Raw genomic sequence first — 15,144 nt, forward strand, 5'->3', positions numbered from 1 at the left:
CCCGTCGGCGCGCTACCCGGACCGTGGGGCCTCCCGTGCCCGGCTCTGGTGCCGGCGGGCCTTGAGCCGGTTCCCGCAGGTCTTCATCGAGCACCACCGTGCGGTGTTGGCACGGCTGCGGTCCAAAAGGAAGAGGCGGCACTCAGGGTTCTCGCACGGCCGCAGACGGCCGGGCATGCGCTCCTGGACGTCCGCCCACGCGAGCACGAGTTCCACGGCGAGCCTGCGCTCCGGCGGCACCTCCAAGTGCCACTCGACGCCCGACGCGCTGGGCCGCGGGACCTTGCGAACGCCTGCGAGAACCCGGCGCAGCCGGGGCTCCGACGAGGTGCCCGACTCCACCGCCTGGAGCGCGTCCCGGGCGGTGCGCAGCCACCGGCGCTCCTCGTCGCCGCCGATGCCCCCGTGTGCCCGCGCCCACTCGTCCACCCCCTGGTCGTCACTCCACAGGTCCCGGCGTCGGCCGTCCGTGACAGGGGTGCTGTTCAGCGCCTGCATCAGGGCCTGGTCGTCCAGCACGGCACCCACCTTTCCGTCTAACTCCATCAAGTGGTTTGACAGGTTACTCCCAGGGTGGTCTACTCAATGCCAAGGATAACCTTCAAAAGACATCGAAGGGGTTAGTTATGGTTGAGGTGGGCCATCGATACGCGACAGTGCGGGGACATCGCGTCTCCTACCGAGAGGCAGGAGACCGCCAGGCGCCCGCACTCGTGCTCCTGCACGGATTCCCCTCCAGCTCACGCATGTTCCGCCACCTCATCCCGGAGCTGGCCGACCGGTTCCACGTCATCGCCCCCGACCACCTCGGCTTCGGCGGATCCGACGCCCCGCCCGTGGACGCGTTCACCTACACCTTCGACTCCCTGACCGACATCACCGAGGCCCTGCTGTCCCAGCTCGGCATCACCCGCTACGCCCTGTACGTCCAGGACTACGGCGCGCCCATCGGCTGGCGGCTGGCCCTGCGCGCCCCGGACGCGATCACCGCGGTGATCACGCAGAGCGGCAACGCCTACGAGGACGGCTTCGTACCGGACTTCTGGGAGCCCGTATGGGCGTACTGCGAGAATCCGGGACCAGAGACCGAACCCGCCGTCCGTGCCGCCCTCTCGCTCGAGGCCATCCGCTGGCAGTACCTGCACGGAGTGGACCGGCCCGAGCTGGTCGATCCTGACACCTGGGCCGCCGACCACCGCGAGGTCAACCGGCCGGGCAACGACCTCGTGCAGCTCGCCCTGTTTCGCGACTACGCCAGCAACCCGCCCCTCTACCCCCGGGTACACGCCTACTTTCGGGACCACCGGGTTCCCCTCCTCGCGGTCTGGGGCGCAGGCGACGAGATCTTCGGCCCGGACGGAGCACGCGCCTTCGCGAGGGACCTGCCGGACGCGGAGATCCACCTGGTTCCCGGAGGCGGACACTTCCTCCTCGAAAGCCACCTGGACACCGTGGCCGGATACATCCGCGAGTTCCTGACCGTCATTGAATCGCCGGTGTGAAGCCCGCAGGGAGTTTCCGGCGCGGGTGGCGGCAGGGCCCGGGAACCTCGAGCGGCTCCCGGTCCTGCCGGCGTGCCCGCCGGGGCCGGTCCCCGGCGGGGCCGCAGGCGGAGAACCGACTCCCGTGCCCGCGGCGGCCGGCAACGGACCGGGGCGGGGCGAGGGTTCAGGGCATCGCGGTCAGGAACCACTGGGTGACCGTGCGGGCGGGTGTCCAGCCGGTGAACGTGCCGACGGGAGCGGTGGTCTCGACGGCGACACGGGTCAGCTCCCCTCCGTGGCGCCGGTAGGCGTCCGCGAGCAGGTGCTCGGTCTCCAGCGTCACACCGTGCACCACGAGCCGGCCGCCCGGCCGCAGCGCCCGCAGGCAGGTGTCGAGCACGCCCGGACGGGTCGCACCGCCGCCGACGAACACCGCGTCGGGCGCGTGCAGGCCGGCCAGCGCGTCCGGCGCGCGGCCGGTGACCACGCGCAGCCCGGGCACACCGAGGCGGCCGGCGTTGCGGCCGGCCCGCTCGGCCCGCTCGGCCTGCGCCTCGACCGCCGTGGCGGTGCAGGTCGGGTGGGCCCGCATCCACTCGATGCCGACCGACCCCGCACCCGCGCCCACGTCCCACATGTGCTGGCCCGGCGAGGGCGCCAGCCGGGCCAGCGCCGAGGCGCGCAGGTCCCTCTTGGTCAGCTGCCCGTCGTGTTCGAACGCGTCGTCGGGCAGCCCCGGGACCAGTCCGTACCCGGACGGGCCGACCAGCTCCAGGGCCAGTACGTGCAACGCGGGCGCCTTCGCGGGAGGGTCCTCCAGCCAGCCGTCCGCCGTGCCCTCCGAACGGGACTCCGAGTCCGCGCCCAGATCGCCCAGCACGGTCATACGGCTGGCGCCGTAGCCGGCGCCGACGAGGAGGGCGGCGACCGCCGCGGGCGTGTCCCCGTCCGAGGAGAGCACCAGGACGCGCTGTCCGGGCCCCAAACACCGCAGCAGCAGCCGGGGGTCGCGCCCGACCAGGCCCACCACCTCGCACCGTTCCGAGGGCCAGCCCATCCGGGCGCGGGCCAGGGCGACCGAGGAGACGGACGGCTCCACCCGCACGGCGTCCGCGCCCAGCAGATCGATCAGCGTGGTGCCGACACCGGACACCAGGGGGTCGCCGGAGGCGAGCGCCACCGCGGAGGCGCCGTCGAGGGAGGCGAGCACCGACGGCAGCCCCTCCCGCAGGGGAGAGGGCCAGGCCTCACGGCGCTGCCCGGGCTGGTCGGGCAGCATCGCCAGGTGCCTGCGGCCGCCCAGCACCACGTCCGCGTCCAGGACGAGCCCGCGCAGCCGTTCCGGCACACCGGGCCAGCCGTCGGCTCCGACGCCGACGACGGTGATCCCGGTTTCCTTGGGGGAGTGCATACCGACCTTCCTGACCTTGACCGAGTGTGTGGCGGCGGAGGCCCCCGGCTTCCGCCGTGGGGAGGAGGCCAAGCTATCGTGGCGGCCACAGGCACGAGGTGCCCCAACGGCCCAGCCATCGGAAACGGTGGGGACGGCGGGAGGGGAGAATCAGGGAAGCCCGGTGAGACTCCGGCACAGGCCCGCTGCGGTGAACCGAGCCTCCACGCAGGAGGACTCGGCAAGTCCGAAGACCGGCCTCGCGCCCGCCCCTTACGGATGGCGAAACGAGCGGGAGCCTCACATGCCATTGCGGTCATCGCACTACCCCTTCACCGCGATCGTCGGCTGCGACGCCGAACAGCTCGACGACCTGGGCCTGTCCCTCGTCCTCACCAGCGTCTCGCCGGAGATCGGCGGCGTCCTGGTGCGCGGGGAGAAGGGCACGGCCAAGTCCACCGCCGCCCGGGCCCTCGCCTCCCTCCTCCCGCCCGTGGACGTCTACCGGGGCGACCGGTTCTCCGTGGATCCCGCCGATCCGGCGCAGCGGTCGCCGGACGGCCCCTTCGGGGCCGACACGGCCGTGGAGAGCCGCCCGGTACGGCTCGTCGAACTGCCCGTCGGCGCCACGGAGGACCGTGTCCTGGGCTCCCTGCACCTGGAACAGGCGCTCACGCACGGCAAGGTCGCCTACGAGCCCGGTCTCCTGGCCCGGGCCCACCGCGGACTCCTCTACGTCGACGAGGTCAACCTGCTCCACGACCACCTGGTCGACCTCCTGCTCGACGCCGCCGCCACCGGCCGGGTGACCGTGGAGCGCGACGGGTTCTCCGTGGAGCACACCGCCCGGTTCCTGTTCATCGGCACGATGAACCCCGAGGAGGGTGAGCTGCGTCCGCAGCTCCTCGACCGGTTCGGGCTCACCGTCGAGGTCGCCGCGCCGCGCGAGCCCGCGACCCGCGCCGAGGTGGTCCGCAGGCGCATGGCCCACGACTCCGACGCCGCCGCCTTCGCCGACCGCTACCGTGCGGCCGAGGAGGCCCTCACCGAGCGCATCGCCGCGGCCCGGGAGGCGCTCGGGCAGGTGCGGCTGCCGGAGGCCGCGCTGCTGAAGATCGCCGAGGTGTGCGCGACGTTCGAGGTGGACGGTCTGCGGGCCGACATCGTCACCGCGCGCACGGCGGTGGCGCACGCGGCCTGGGAGGGCCGGACCTCGGTCACCCTGGCCGACATCCGCCGTGCCGCCCTGCTCGCCCTGCCGCACCGGCGTCGGCGCAACCCGTTCGACGCGCCGGGTCTCGACGAGGACCTCCTCGACCAGGTCCTGGGAGACGAGGAACCGCCGCCCGACCCTCCGGATCCGTCGGGACCGGGAGGGGCGGACGACCCCTCCGACTCCGACGGCCCCTCCGAAGCCGACGGCCCCTCCGACACCGAGGGCACCCCCGAGGCGCCGGACGACGTCCCGGACGGCCAGGGGCAGCCCCCAGCACCCGCCGAGCAGGAACCCGCGTCCGCCGAGCAGGAGCCGGCCGGCTCCGACAGCGGTGCCCCGGGACCCCGCCCCGCCGGCGACTCCCCGGTCACGGCCAAGGCCGCCGCTCCCTACCGGCCCCGGATGCTCACCGTGCGGGGCTCCGGCGAAGGGGCCGACGGCAGGCGCAGCCGGGCCGTCGGCGTACGGGGCCGCCGGATCGGTTCCGCCGCGCCCGGCCGGGGATCCGGCGAATCGCTCCACCTGGGCGAGACGGTACGGGCCGCCGCCTCACGGCCACAGGACGGCGGCCGACTGCGGCTCCGCCCCCGCGACCTGCGCGTCGCGGTCCGCGAGGGCCAGGAGACCAACCTGGTCCTGTTCTGCGTCGACGCGTCCGGATCCATGGCCGCGCGCAAGCGCATGACCGAGGTCAAGACCGCGATCCTCTCCCTGCTCCTCGACGCCTACCGGCGCCGCGACAAGGTCGGCCTGATCACCTTCAGGGGACGGGGCGCCGAACTCGCGCTGCCGCCGACCCGCTCCGTGGACATCGCCGCGGCCCGGCTCGACGACCTGCCCGCCGGAGGGCGCACTCCGCTGGCCGAGGGCCTGTTGGAGGCGGCCCGCGTCCTTCGGCGCGAGCGCCTGCGGGACCCGAGGCTGCGCCCGCTCCTCGTCGTCGTCACCGACGGCCGGGCCACCGGCGGACGGGGCGCCGTCGGCCGCGCTATGGGAGCCGCCGACCACGTCGCCGGGCTGGACGTTACCACCGTCGTGATGGACGGCGAGTCCGGACCGCTGCGGCTCGGCCTCGCCGCCACCCTCGCCGCCCGCCTGGGCGCCGACCACCTACCAGTCGGCGAAGTCAGCGCCGACGCGCTGAGCAACGCCGTACGAGAGAGGGCCGCCTGATGCCTCAGGGCAAACCGCTCGTCGTTCCCGACGACGGGCTCACCACGCGGCAGCGCCGCAACCAGCCGCTGCTCGCCGTCCACACCGGTGACGGAAAGGGCAAGTCGACCGCCGCGTTCGGCCTAGCGCTGCGCAGCTGGAACCAGGGCTGGCGGATCGGGGTGTTCCAGTTCGTCAAGTCGGCGAAGTGGCGTATCGGTGAGCAGACCGTGCTGGAACGCCTGGGCCGGCTCCACGAGGAGACCGGCGAGGGAGGCCCGGTCGAGTGGCACAAGATGGGCTCCGGCTGGTCGTGGATCCGCCGGAAGGACGACGTCGAGGACCACGCGGCGGCCGCCGCGGAGGGCTGGGCCGAGATCAAGCGGAGGCTCGCCGACCAGACGCACGACCTGCTCATCCTCGACGAGTTCACCTACCCGATCAATTGGGGCTGGGTCGACGCCGACGACGTCGTGGCCGCCCTTCGGGACCGTCCCGGTCACCAGCACGTGGTGATCACCGGCCGCCGGGCCGATCCGCGGCTGTTGGAGGCCGCCGACCTGGTCACCGAGATGACGAAGGTCAAGCACCCCATGGACGCCGGCAGGAAGGGCCAGCGGGGGATCGAATGGTGACGTCCCCGGCGGCCTCCGGGCCGACGGCCCTGCCCCGGCTGATGATCGCCGCCCCCATGACCGGTCAGGGCAAGACCACGGTCGCGACCGGGCTGATGGCAGCGCTCCGTGACGCCGGACAGGCGGTGAGCGGCCACAAGGTGGGCCCCGACTACATCGACCCCGGCTACCACGCCCTCGCCACCGGGCGCCCCGGCCGTAACCTCGACCCCCACCTGGTCGGCGAGGACCGGGTGGCGCCGCTGCTCCTGCACGGGGCGCGCGGTGCCGACGTCGCCGTCGTGGAGGGGGTGATGGGCCTGCACGACGGGCGGATCGGCACCGACGGGTTCGCCTCGTCCGCGCATGTGGCGGCCCTGACCCGGACGCCGGTGGTGCTGGTCGTGGACGTGTCCCGGATGTCCCGTTCGGTGGGCGCGCTGGTCGCGGGCATGGCCGCCTACGATCCGGCGGTCGAGGTCGCCGGCGTGATCCTCAACCAGGCGGGTTCGGCGCGCAACGTCGCCGAGATCATCCGGGCCACACGCCTGCCCGTCCTCGGCGTGGTCCACCGCGACGAGCGGCTCGCCAGCCCGTCCCGGTACCTCGGGCTCGTCCCGGTGTCCGAGCGGGCGGAGTCGGCGCACGTGGTCGAGCGGCTCGGAGAGCACGTCGCGCGCCAGGTGGACCTGGACGCGCTGCTCGCCCTGGCCCGCTCCGCGCCCGCCCTGGACGCCAAGCCCTGGGACCCGGCACACGGGCTGGACGCACCCTCCGCGGCCCGGCGGCCGTTGGTCGCGGCGGCGGGCGGACGGGCCTTCACCTTCCGCTACACGGAGACCGAGGAGTTGCTCACCGCCGCCGGGTGCGAGGTCGTCGGCTTCGACCCGCTCCGCGACACCGGGCTGCCCGCCGGTACCCGGGGCATCTACCTCGGCGGAGGATTCCCCGAGGTGTACGCCGGCCGGCTCGCCGCCAACCGGAGCCTGCTGACCGAGTTGCGCGACGCGGTACGGAGCGGGGTGCCGACCGTCGCCGAGTGCGCGGGCCTGCTCTACCTCGCCGAGTCGCTCGACGGCGAAGCCATGGCCGGGGCCGTTCCCGCGCACGCGCGGATGACGGAGCGGCTCACCCTGCGCTATCCCGAGGCGACCTCGCCCGGGGACACTCTGCTGACCCGGGCCGGGGAGAGGGTCACCGGCCACGAGTTCCACCGCACCGGCCTCACCCCCGGCGCTTCCGTCGACCGCCCGGCGTGGGAGGTCGACGGCGCGTCGGAGGGTTTCGCCTCGCCGACGCTGCACGCCTCCTATCTCCATGTCCACTGGGCCGGGCACCCCCGCATCGCCGCCCGCTTCGCGGAGGCCGTGCACGCCGCCCCCGGACCGGGCGCGGCTGCCGCTCCGGCCCCGCACCCCTCGTCGCCCTCCACCACCCTCAACGGCGGGCCTTCGGACGCGGTGCCTCCCTCATGCGGTGAGCCTTCGGCCGCGGCCGGCCAGGGCGCCAACGCCCACCGGACGGCCGATCCGCTGCGGCACCACGGCGACGCCGAGGTCCGCGGCGGCCTGCTGGACTTCGCCGTCAACGTCTACGCCGGAGAGCGTCCCGCCTGGCTCGACCGGGCCCTGCGCGAGAGCCTGGCCCGCGCCGCCGCCTACCCCGACCCGGAGCCCGCCCGCGCCGCGATCGCCCATCGGCACGCCCGGCGGCCCGCCGAGGTACTGCCGACCGCGGGTGCGGCGGAGGCGTTCACCCTGATCGCACGGCTGCGGCCGTGGCGGTGCCCGGTGGTGGTGCACCCCCAGTTCACCGAGCCGCACGCCGCACTGGAACAGGCCGGGCACACCGTCACGTCCGTGCTCTGTACGGCCGGGGACGGCTTCGCGTTCGACCCGGCGGCGGTTCCCGACGACGCGGACCTGGTGGTGCTCGGCAACCCCACCAACCCCACCGGTGTCCTGCACCCGGCCGCGGCACTGCGCCGGCTGTGCCGCCCGGGACGGCTGGTCGTCGTCGACGAGGCGTTCATGGACGCCGTACCGGGGGAACCGGAGTCCCTGGTGGGCGATCGGGCCGAAGGCCTGGTGGTGCTGCGCAGCCTCACCAAGCACTGGTCGATCCCGGGCGTCCGGGCCGGATACGTCGTCGGGGACGGGGCCGTGGTGCGCGAGCTGGGCCGGGCGCAGACGCCGTGGTCGGTGTCCGCGCCCGCGATCGCCGCCACCGTCGCCTGCACGGGTGAGGGCGCGGCCCCCGAGGCGCTGGAGCGGGCCCGGATCCTGGAGGGCTGGCGCGAGTTCCTCGAAGCCGGACTGCGGGAGGCGGACCTGGAGTTCGTGCCCTCCCGCGCGTCGTTCGTCCTGGTGCGGGTGGGAGAAGGGGGACACACGCGCCTGCGTGAACAGGGCGTCGCGGTGCGGCGGTCCGACACGTTCCCCGGACTCGACGCCTCCTGGGTGCGCGTAGCGGTACGGCCCCCGGGCACCACCCGGCGCCTGCTCGCCGCCCTCGCCAGGACGCGCGAGTCGGAGGGGGAGCCGTACGGCGCCCGCGTCTGAGCAGCCGCGCGACGGGTCCTCTGCCCGTGCGCCGGCTGAAAACGTCGGGGATATGACGTGTTGCTGGGATGTGCGTCTCACCCCAGGGTGGAGACCCAGGCGAACGCGTCCGCGACGTCGTGGACGGTGGGGACGCCGGGCGGGCCCGGCGAGCGCCGCACCACCACGACCGGTACGCCGAGCAGCCGCGCGGCCTCCATCTTCGGCCAGGTGTAGGTACCGCCGGAGTCCTTGGTGACCAGGACGTCCGCGCGGTGCCCGCCCAACAGGTCCAGCTCGCCGTCGAGGGTGTAGGGCCCCCGGCTGGTCACCAGCCGCCAGGCGAGGGGCAGTCCGAGCCCGGGAACGTCCACCACCCGGGCCAGGACCGCCCGTCGGCCCAGCTCCGAGGCGAAGCGGGCGAGTTCCTGGCGGCCGACCGTGAGGAACGGCCGGGCGCCGAGCGCCGCGGCCCTTTCCGCCGCCTCCTCGTGGGTGGCGGCGTAGTGCCAGGCCGGGTCGGGGGTCCAGCCCGGCCGTTCCAGCCGCAGCAAGGGGACATCGGTGCAGGCGGCCGCCGCGTTGGCGGTCATGCCCAGGGCGAAGGGGTGGGTGGCGTCCACCACCGCGTCGTAGCCGGTCAGCGCCGCACGCAGGCCGGAGACCCCTCCGAAGCCGCCGACGCGGACCTTTCCCACCGGCAGCCGGGGCCGGGCCACCCGGCCGGCCAGCGACGTGGTCACGTCGACGCCCGCCCCGACCAGGAGGGCGGCGAGCTCGCGGGCCTCGGACGTGCCGCCGAGGAGCAACAGCCTCATCGGGGGAACCGCGCAGAAGGCGTCCGTCGGGGGCGGGCGGCGGGTGCGGCTCCCGGAGCCAGCGCGGGCAGCTCCGCCGGGGCGCCCTCGCGGGCGAGGGCGAGCAGCGCGTCGACGTCGAGGTGCCGCTCCACGAGGTCGGCGAGCAGGTCGAGGCGCCGCTCCCTGGCAGCGGCGAAACGCACGCCGGACGGCTCGCAGCCGAGCGCCCGGGTGAGGAAGGCGGTGCGGAAGGCGTCACCCTCCAGACTGCCGTGCCACATGGTGCCGAAGACGTTCCCCGAGCGGGCTCCGCCCAGGAACTCCTCCGCGCCGTCGCCGACCGTGACCCGGCCGTGGTGGATCTCGTAGCCGTGCGCGGGCGCGCCGAGCGCCTCCCCGGACGGCAGGCGGAGGGCCTTCCCGACGGTGAAGTCGGTGCGTACGTCGAGCAGCCCGAGGCCGTCCGCGCACGCGCCGGGCCCGGCCTCGACGCCCTCGGGGTCGGCGACCGTCCGGCCGAGCATCTGGAATCCGCCGCAGACGCCGAGCAGCGGTCGACCGCGGCGGGCGTGCTCGGTGATCGCCCGGTCGAGTCCGCGGGAGCGCAGCCAGGCCAGGTCGGCGAGGGTGGAGCGGGTGCCGGGCAGGACGACCAGGTCGGCGTCGGCGAGGTCGCGCGGGCCGGAGGCGAAGACGACGTCGAGGCCGGGCTCCAGCCCCAGGGCGTCCACGTCGGTGAAGTTGCTGATCCTGGGCAGGCGTACCACGGCCACCCGCCGGACCTCTCCCGCCCGCCGTCCTCCGTCACCCCCGTCCGCCCGGCGGCCCTCCAGGTCGAGGGCGTCCTCGGAGTCGAGCCACAGTCCGGAGTCCCACGGCAGGGTGCCGTACACCCGGCGGCCGGTGATCCGTTCGAGGTCCTCCAGTCCGGGCCGCAGCAGTCCGGCGTCCCCGCGGAACTTGTTGATCACGAAGCCCGCGACCAGTTCCTGGTCGGCGGGCTCCAGCAGTCCCACCGTGCCGTACAGCGCGGCGAGGACGCCGCCCCGGTCGATGTCGCCGACGACCACCACGGGCATGTCCGCGTGCCGGGCCAGACCCATGTTCACGTAGTCGCCGGTCCGCAGGTTGGTCTCGGCGGGACTGCCCGCGCCCTCGGCGACGACGATGTCGTGGCGTGCCGCCAGGTCGTCGTAGGCGGCGTGCGCGGCCTTCGCCAGACGGCGGCGGCCGGACTCCCATCCCGCCGAGGACACGTCCCCGGCGGGCTCCCCGAGCAGGACGACATGGCTGCGCCGGTCGGTGCCCGGCTTGAGGAGCACGGGGTTCATGGCGGGCTCCGGCGCGGCGCGGGCGGCCAGCGCCTGCACCCACTGGGCCCGGCCGATCTCCGCGGGGCGGCCGTCGGGGCCGTGGCAGACCATGGAGTTGTTGGACATGTTCTGCGCCTTGTACGGCGCGACCCGCACGCCGCGGCGTGCGAAGGCCCGGCACAGAGCGGTGGTGACGACGCTCTTGCCGGCGTCGGAGGTGGTGCCGGCGATCAGCAGGCCGCCACCGCCCTCAACGTCCCTACTCATACCGGCCTCCGCAGCAGCGCGATGTCCATCACCCAGCCGGCCCGCTCCCTGGCCCGTGTCCGGGCCGCGTCGATCCCGGGCAGCACGTCACCGACCCGTCCGGCGACCAACTCCTCCGTGTCGGTGCCCACGTTGGCGCCCCACCAGACCGACCACCGCTCCAGGCCCTCGAATCCGGGCTTCCCGCCGAGCATGACGACGATGTTGTCCTGCCCGGCGTCGACGGCCCCGCGCAGCCGGCGCGCCGGGGTGACGTGGACCGGACGGCCCACCTCGTGCAGCACGATCCGGTGCCGTGCGGCGAGGAGCTGGAGGGCGCTGACGCCGGGGAGCACGTCGTGTTCCACGGGAACGACCCCTCGCGCGGCGATCCGCTCCACGATCCGCAGGGTGGAGTCGTACAGGGCCGGGTCGCCCCAGACCAGGAACGCCGCGGTCCCCCCGCGCTCGCCGAGTACCCGCTCATAGACGGCGACCCGGGCCTCGTGCCATGCGGCGACCGCGGCCGGGTAGTCCGCGGGGTCGTCGCGGTCGCGCTCCGGATCGGGCACGGCGACCAGGGGCACGCCGTACGCGTCGCAGACGGCCTGGCGCAGGGCGAGCAGCCCGTCGTCCTCGCGTTTGCGGGCGGCCACCGCGTAGTCGCAGCCCCGTAGCGCGTCGGCGACCTCCTGGGTGACGTGCCGCGGCCCCATGCCGATGCCGAGGATCCTCACCCTCATTCGGACCGGTCCTCCAAGTCGCCCTCGACCTCCAGGTAGACCTCCGTCAGGGCTTCGAGCGTCGCCGGGTCCGGCTCGGCCCACAGCCCGCGCCGGGCGGCCTCGTGCAGCCGCTCGACGATGCCGTGCAGAGCCCACGGGTTGGAGCGGCGCAGGAACTCCTGGGTGCCGGGGTCGAGCGCGTACTCGGCCGCGAGCTTCTCGTACATCCAGTCGTGGACGACGCCGGCCGTGGCGTCGAAACCGAAGAGGTAGTCGACGGTGGCGGCCAGTTCGAAGGCGCCCTTGTAGCCGTGGCGCCGCATGGCGGAGATCCAGCGCGGGTTGACCACCCTGGCCCGGAACACACGGGCGGTCTCCTGGGCGAGGGTGCGGGTGCGTACCGCGTCGGGCGCGGTGGAGTCGCCGACGTAGGCCTTGGGCTCGGCGCCGGTGAGGGCGCGGACGGTGGCGATCATGCCGCCGTGGTACTGGAAGTAGTCGTCGGAGTCGGCGATGTCGTGCTCGGCGCTGTCGATGTTCTTCGCGGCGACCTTGATCCGGCGGTAGTTGGCGCGCATGTCGTCCGCGGCCGGGACGCCGTCGAGGCCGCGCCCGTACGCGAAACCGCCCCAGGCCGTGTAGACGTCGGCGAGGTCGCGGTCGTCGCGCCAGTTGCCGGACTCCACGAGCTGGAGGATGCCCGCGCCGTAGGAGCCGGGTGCCGAGCCGAAGATCCGGGTGGTGGCGCGGCGCTGGTCGCCGTGCACCCCCAGGTCGGCGCGGGCGTGGGCGCGGACGAAGTTCTGTTCCTCCGGTTCGTCGAGGTCGGCGACCAGGTTCACGGCGTCGTCCAGCATGGCGACCACGTGGGGGAACGCGTCGCGGAAGAAGCCGGAGATGCGCACCGTGACGTCGACGCGCGGGCGGCCCAGCTCCTCCAGCGGGACCACGTGGAGCCGGGAGACCCGGCGGGAGGCCTCGTCCCACTCGGGGCGGACACCGAGGAGCACCAGCACCTCGGCGATGTCGTCACCGGAGGTACGCATGGCGGAGGTACCCCACACCGACAGGCCCACCGACTCCGGGTAGGTCCCGGTCTCCTCCAGGTGGCGGCGCAGCAGGGAGTCGGCCATCGCCTGACCGGTCTGCCAGGCGAGCCGGGAGGGGACGGCACGGGGGTCGACGGTGTAGAAGTTGCGGCCGGTCGGCAGCACGTTGACCAGGCCGCGCAGCGGGGAGCCGGAGGGGCCCGCCGGGACGAAGCCGCCCTCCAGGGCGTGGACGACGTGGTCGAGTTCGTCGGTGGTGCGCGCGAGGCGGGGCACCACCTGCGTGGCGGCGAACTCCAGGACGCGGCGCACCCCGGCGTCCTCGTGCAGGCCGGCCGCGGCGGCCGTGTCCCAGCCCGCGGCCTCCATCCGCTCGACGAGGTCGCGGGCGCGCGCCTCCGCCTCGTCGACCTCGCCGGTCGGCGCGTCCTCCTTCAGGCCGAGGACGGACCGCAGCCCCGGCACCGCGGCGCCGACGCCTCCCCACACCTGCGCGGCGCGCAGGACGGCCAGGACCAGGTTCACCCTGGCCTCGCCCGTCGGCGCCTCGCCGAGCACGTGCAGGCCGTCGCGGATCTGGGCGTCCTTGATCTCGCACAGCCAGCCGTCGACGTGGAGCAGGAAGTCGTCGAACTCCTCGTCGTCGGGCCGCTCCTCCAGACCGAGGTCGCGGTGCAGCTCCGCCGCGCGCATCAGGGACCAGATCTCGCCCCGGACCGCGGGCAGCTTGGCCGGGTCCATGGCCGCGATGTTGGCGTGCTCGTCGAGCAGCTGCTCCAGGCGGGCGATGTCACCGTAGGTCTCCGCGCGGGCCATCGGCGGGATGAGGTGGTCGACGACCGTGGCGTGGGCGCGGCGCTTGGCCTGGGCGCCCTCACCCGGGTCGTTGACCAGGAACGGGTAGATCAGCGGCAGGTCGCCCAGCACCGCGTCGGGGCCGCAGGCGGCGGACGGCGCGGCGTTCTTGCCGGGCAGCCACTCCAGCGAGCCGTGCTTGCCGAGGTGGACCACGGCGTGGGCGCCGAAGCCGTGCTCCAGCCAGCGGTAGGCGGCCAGGTAGTGGTGGCTCGGGGGCAGGTCGGGGTCGTGGTAGATGGCGATCGGGTTCTCACCGAAGCCGCGCGGCGGCTGGACCAGGACGACGACGTTGCCGGCGCGCAGCGCGGCGAGGACGAGTTCGCCCGCCTCGTTCACGTACAGGCGGCCGGGCGCGGGCCCCCACGTCTCGGCCATCGCCTCCCTCAGGGCCCCGGGCAGGCCCTCGGTCCAGGCGGCGTACTCCTCGGCCGTGATCCGTACCTGGGCGTCGGACAGCTGGACGGAGGTCAGCCAGTCCTCGTCCTGGCCGCCCGCCGCGATCAGGGCGTGCATCAGCGCGTCGCCGGCCTCCGTGTCGTCGGCCAGGTCGAGCCCGGGCAGGTCGCCGGGATCACCCAGGTCGTAGCCCTCGGCGCGCAGACGGCGCAGCAGGCGGACCAGTGAGCGGGGCGTGTCGAGTCCGACGGCGTTGCCGATGCGGGCGTGCTTGGTCGGATAGGCGGACAGCACGACCGCGATCCGCTTCTCGGCGGGGGGCACGTGCGGCAGCCGGGCGTGGGCGACCGCGATCCCGGCCAGGCGGTCGCACCGCTCCGGGTCCGCGACGTAGCGGGGCAGCCCGTCGTGGTCGATCTCCTTGAAGGAGAAGGGCACGGTGATGATCCGGCCGTCGAACTCGGGGATGGCGATCTGGCTCGCCGAGTCGAGCGGGGTGACACCGTCGTCGGAGGCCTCCCAGTCGGCGCGGGAGCTGGTCAGGCACAGGCCCTGGAGGACGGGGACGTCCAGGGCCGCCATCCGTTCCACGTCCCATGCCTCGTCGTCCCCGCCCGCGCTCGCGGAGGCGGGCACGCTGCCGCCCGCCGCGAGGACGGTCACCACCAGTGCGTCGAAGCCGCGGAGTGCACCGAACAGCTCGTCGGGCGCGGAGCGCAGCGAACCGGCGAACACGGGGACGCCCACGGCCTGCCCGGTCGCGTCGACGGCGTCGGCCAGCGCGTGCGCGAACGCGGTGTTGCCGCTGGCCTCGTGGGCCCGGTAGTAGAGGATGCCGACCCGTGGAAGGGCGGCGGCCCCCTCCCGCCGCGAAGCGCTCACCCGGGCGGGGTCCCGCGGCCGGTCGCGTTCGGTGAAGCCCCACAGCGGAACGGGCGCGGGCGGATCGAAGCCCTCGCCGGCCAACAGCACGGTGTCCGACAGGAAGGCGTGCAGGCGCCCGAGATTGCCGGGGCCGCCTTCCGCGAGGTAGCGGTGGGCGTCGGTCGCCACGCCGATCGGGACGGTGGAGTGCTCCATCAGCTCGGCGCTGGGCTGCTGTTCGCCGCCCAGGACGACCAGCGGTGTGCCCCGCTCCCGCACGGCGGCGAGGCCGGGCCACAGGTCGTGCGGAGAGCCGAGCAGCCGCACCACCACGAGATCGGCGCCCCCGACGGCGTCGGTGAGCTCCGCGTCGGAGGCACGGGACGGGTTCGCCCACGTGTACGCGGAACCACTGGCCCGCGCGGAGAGCAGGTCGGTGTCGGACGTGGACAGCAGTGCGATCCGTGCCGTCATGGCCGGATTCCTCCCTCGGGGTT

General features: G+C 74.4%; 10 protein-coding genes and 1 riboswitch. Of the genes, 4 read left to right on the forward strand and 6 right to left on the reverse strand.

The window, feature by feature from the left end; all coding sequences use genetic code 11:
• Positions 1 to 12 precede the first annotated feature (12 nt).
• The gene (locus AC0T5L_RS05950) at positions 13 to 546 is read right to left on the reverse strand and encodes a CGNR zinc finger domain-containing protein (RefSeq protein WP_476164358.1); all 534 of its coding nucleotides are present in this window, start codon (positions 544 to 546) and stop codon (positions 13 to 15) included.
• An 80-nt stretch (positions 547 to 626) separates the two neighbouring features.
• Here AC0T5L_RS05950 and AC0T5L_RS05955 point away from each other — a divergent pair, with 80 nt between their 5' ends.
• Positions 627 to 1,502: an alpha/beta fold hydrolase gene (locus AC0T5L_RS05955; protein ID WP_476164359.1), complete on the forward strand. Its 876-nt coding sequence runs from the start codon at positions 627 to 629 to the stop codon at positions 1,500 to 1,502.
• A 166-nt stretch (positions 1,503 to 1,668) separates the two neighbouring features.
• Here AC0T5L_RS05955 and cbiE read toward each other — a convergent pair whose 3' ends face one another.
• Positions 1,669 to 2,895, reverse strand: a complete 1,227-nt coding sequence (cbiE, locus tag AC0T5L_RS05960) for a precorrin-6y C5,15-methyltransferase (decarboxylating) subunit CbiE (RefSeq protein WP_476164360.1) — start codon at positions 2,893 to 2,895, stop codon at positions 1,669 to 1,671.
• A 153-nt stretch (positions 2,896 to 3,048) separates the two neighbouring features.
• Positions 3,049 to 3,130: riboswitch (cobalamin riboswitch) on the forward strand.
• A gap of 48 nt (positions 3,131 to 3,178) precedes the next feature.
• Here cbiE and AC0T5L_RS05965 point away from each other — a divergent pair.
• From AC0T5L_RS05965 to AC0T5L_RS05975, 3 genes are read left to right on the forward strand one after another with little or no spacing between them, the layout of a single operon-like run.
• Positions 3,179 to 5,263, forward strand: coding sequence for a VWA domain-containing protein (locus AC0T5L_RS05965; protein ID WP_476164361.1), 2,085 nt, complete (start codon positions 3,179 to 3,181; stop codon positions 5,261 to 5,263).
• Positions 5,263 to 5,877 (forward strand): cob(I)yrinic acid a,c-diamide adenosyltransferase, encoded by a 615-nt coding sequence (gene cobO / locus AC0T5L_RS05970; protein ID WP_476164362.1) that lies wholly within the window; start codon positions 5,263 to 5,265, stop codon positions 5,875 to 5,877. Before AC0T5L_RS05965 ends, cobO begins: the two co-directional genes overlap by 1 nt.
• Positions 5,871 to 8,417 carry a cobyrinate a,c-diamide synthase gene (locus AC0T5L_RS05975; protein WP_476164363.1) on the forward strand — a complete coding sequence of 849 codons (2,547 nt, stop codon included), beginning with the start codon at positions 5,871 to 5,873 and terminating at the stop codon, positions 8,415 to 8,417. The genes cobO and AC0T5L_RS05975 overlap by 7 nt, the downstream gene beginning before the upstream one ends.
• Positions 8,418 to 8,494: 77 nt before the next feature.
• Here the strand turns inward: AC0T5L_RS05975 and AC0T5L_RS05980 are convergent, their stop codons facing one another.
• The 4 genes from AC0T5L_RS05980 to cobN are packed head-to-tail and all read right to left on the reverse strand — an operon-like array spanning position 8,495 to position 15,121.
• Positions 8,495 to 9,214 (reverse strand): cobalt-precorrin-6A reductase, encoded by a 720-nt coding sequence (locus AC0T5L_RS05980; protein WP_476164364.1) that lies wholly within the window; start codon positions 9,212 to 9,214, stop codon positions 8,495 to 8,497.
• Positions 9,211 to 10,776, reverse strand: coding sequence for a cobyric acid synthase (locus AC0T5L_RS05985; protein ID WP_476164365.1), 1,566 nt, complete (start codon positions 10,774 to 10,776; stop codon positions 9,211 to 9,213). The genes AC0T5L_RS05980 and AC0T5L_RS05985 overlap by 4 nt, the downstream gene beginning before the upstream one ends.
• On the reverse strand, positions 10,773 to 11,498 hold the full coding sequence (cobF, locus tag AC0T5L_RS05990) for a precorrin-6A synthase (deacetylating) (protein ID WP_476164366.1): 726 nt from the start codon (positions 11,496 to 11,498) through the stop codon (positions 10,773 to 10,775). Before cobF ends, AC0T5L_RS05985 begins: the two co-directional genes overlap by 4 nt.
• Positions 11,495 to 15,121, reverse strand: coding sequence for a cobaltochelatase subunit CobN (gene cobN, locus AC0T5L_RS05995; RefSeq protein ID WP_476164367.1), 3,627 nt, complete (start codon positions 15,119 to 15,121; stop codon positions 11,495 to 11,497). Before cobN ends, cobF begins: the two co-directional genes overlap by 4 nt.
• Between the last annotated feature and the right edge of the window lie 23 nt (positions 15,122 to 15,144).

The organism is Nocardiopsis sp. TRM 82005, assembly GCF_056312425.1.

Coding starts and splice junctions, on each gene's coding strand:
- AC0T5L_RS05955 (WP_476164359.1), top strand. CDS start 627: ATGGTTGAGGTGGGCCATCGATACGCGACAGTGCGGGGACATCGCGTC.
- AC0T5L_RS05965 (WP_476164361.1), top strand. CDS start 3,179: ATGCCATTGCGGTCATCGCACTACCCCTTCACCGCGATCGTCGGCTGC.
- cobO (WP_476164362.1), top strand. CDS start 5,263: ATGCCTCAGGGCAAACCGCTCGTCGTTCCCGACGACGGGCTCACCACG.
- cbiE (WP_476164360.1), bottom strand. CDS start 2,895: ATGCACTCCCCCAAGGAAACCGGGATCACCGTCGTCGGCGTCGGAGCC.
- AC0T5L_RS05980 (WP_476164364.1), bottom strand. CDS start 9,214: ATGAGGCTGTTGCTCCTCGGCGGCACGTCCGAGGCCCGCGAGCTCGCC.
- AC0T5L_RS05985 (WP_476164365.1), bottom strand. CDS start 10,776: ATGAGTAGGGACGTTGAGGGCGGTGGCGGCCTGCTGATCGCCGGCACC.
- cobF (WP_476164366.1), bottom strand. CDS start 11,498: ATGAGGGTGAGGATCCTCGGCATCGGCATGGGGCCGCGGCACGTCACC.
- AC0T5L_RS05975 (WP_476164363.1), top strand. CDS start 5,871: ATGGTGACGTCCCCGGCGGCCTCCGGGCCGACGGCCCTGCCCCGGCTG.
- AC0T5L_RS05950 (WP_476164358.1), bottom strand. CDS start 546: ATGGAGTTAGACGGAAAGGTGGGTGCCGTGCTGGACGACCAGGCCCTG.
- cobN (WP_476164367.1), bottom strand. CDS start 15,121: ATGACGGCACGGATCGCACTGCTGTCCACGTCCGACACCGACCTGCTC.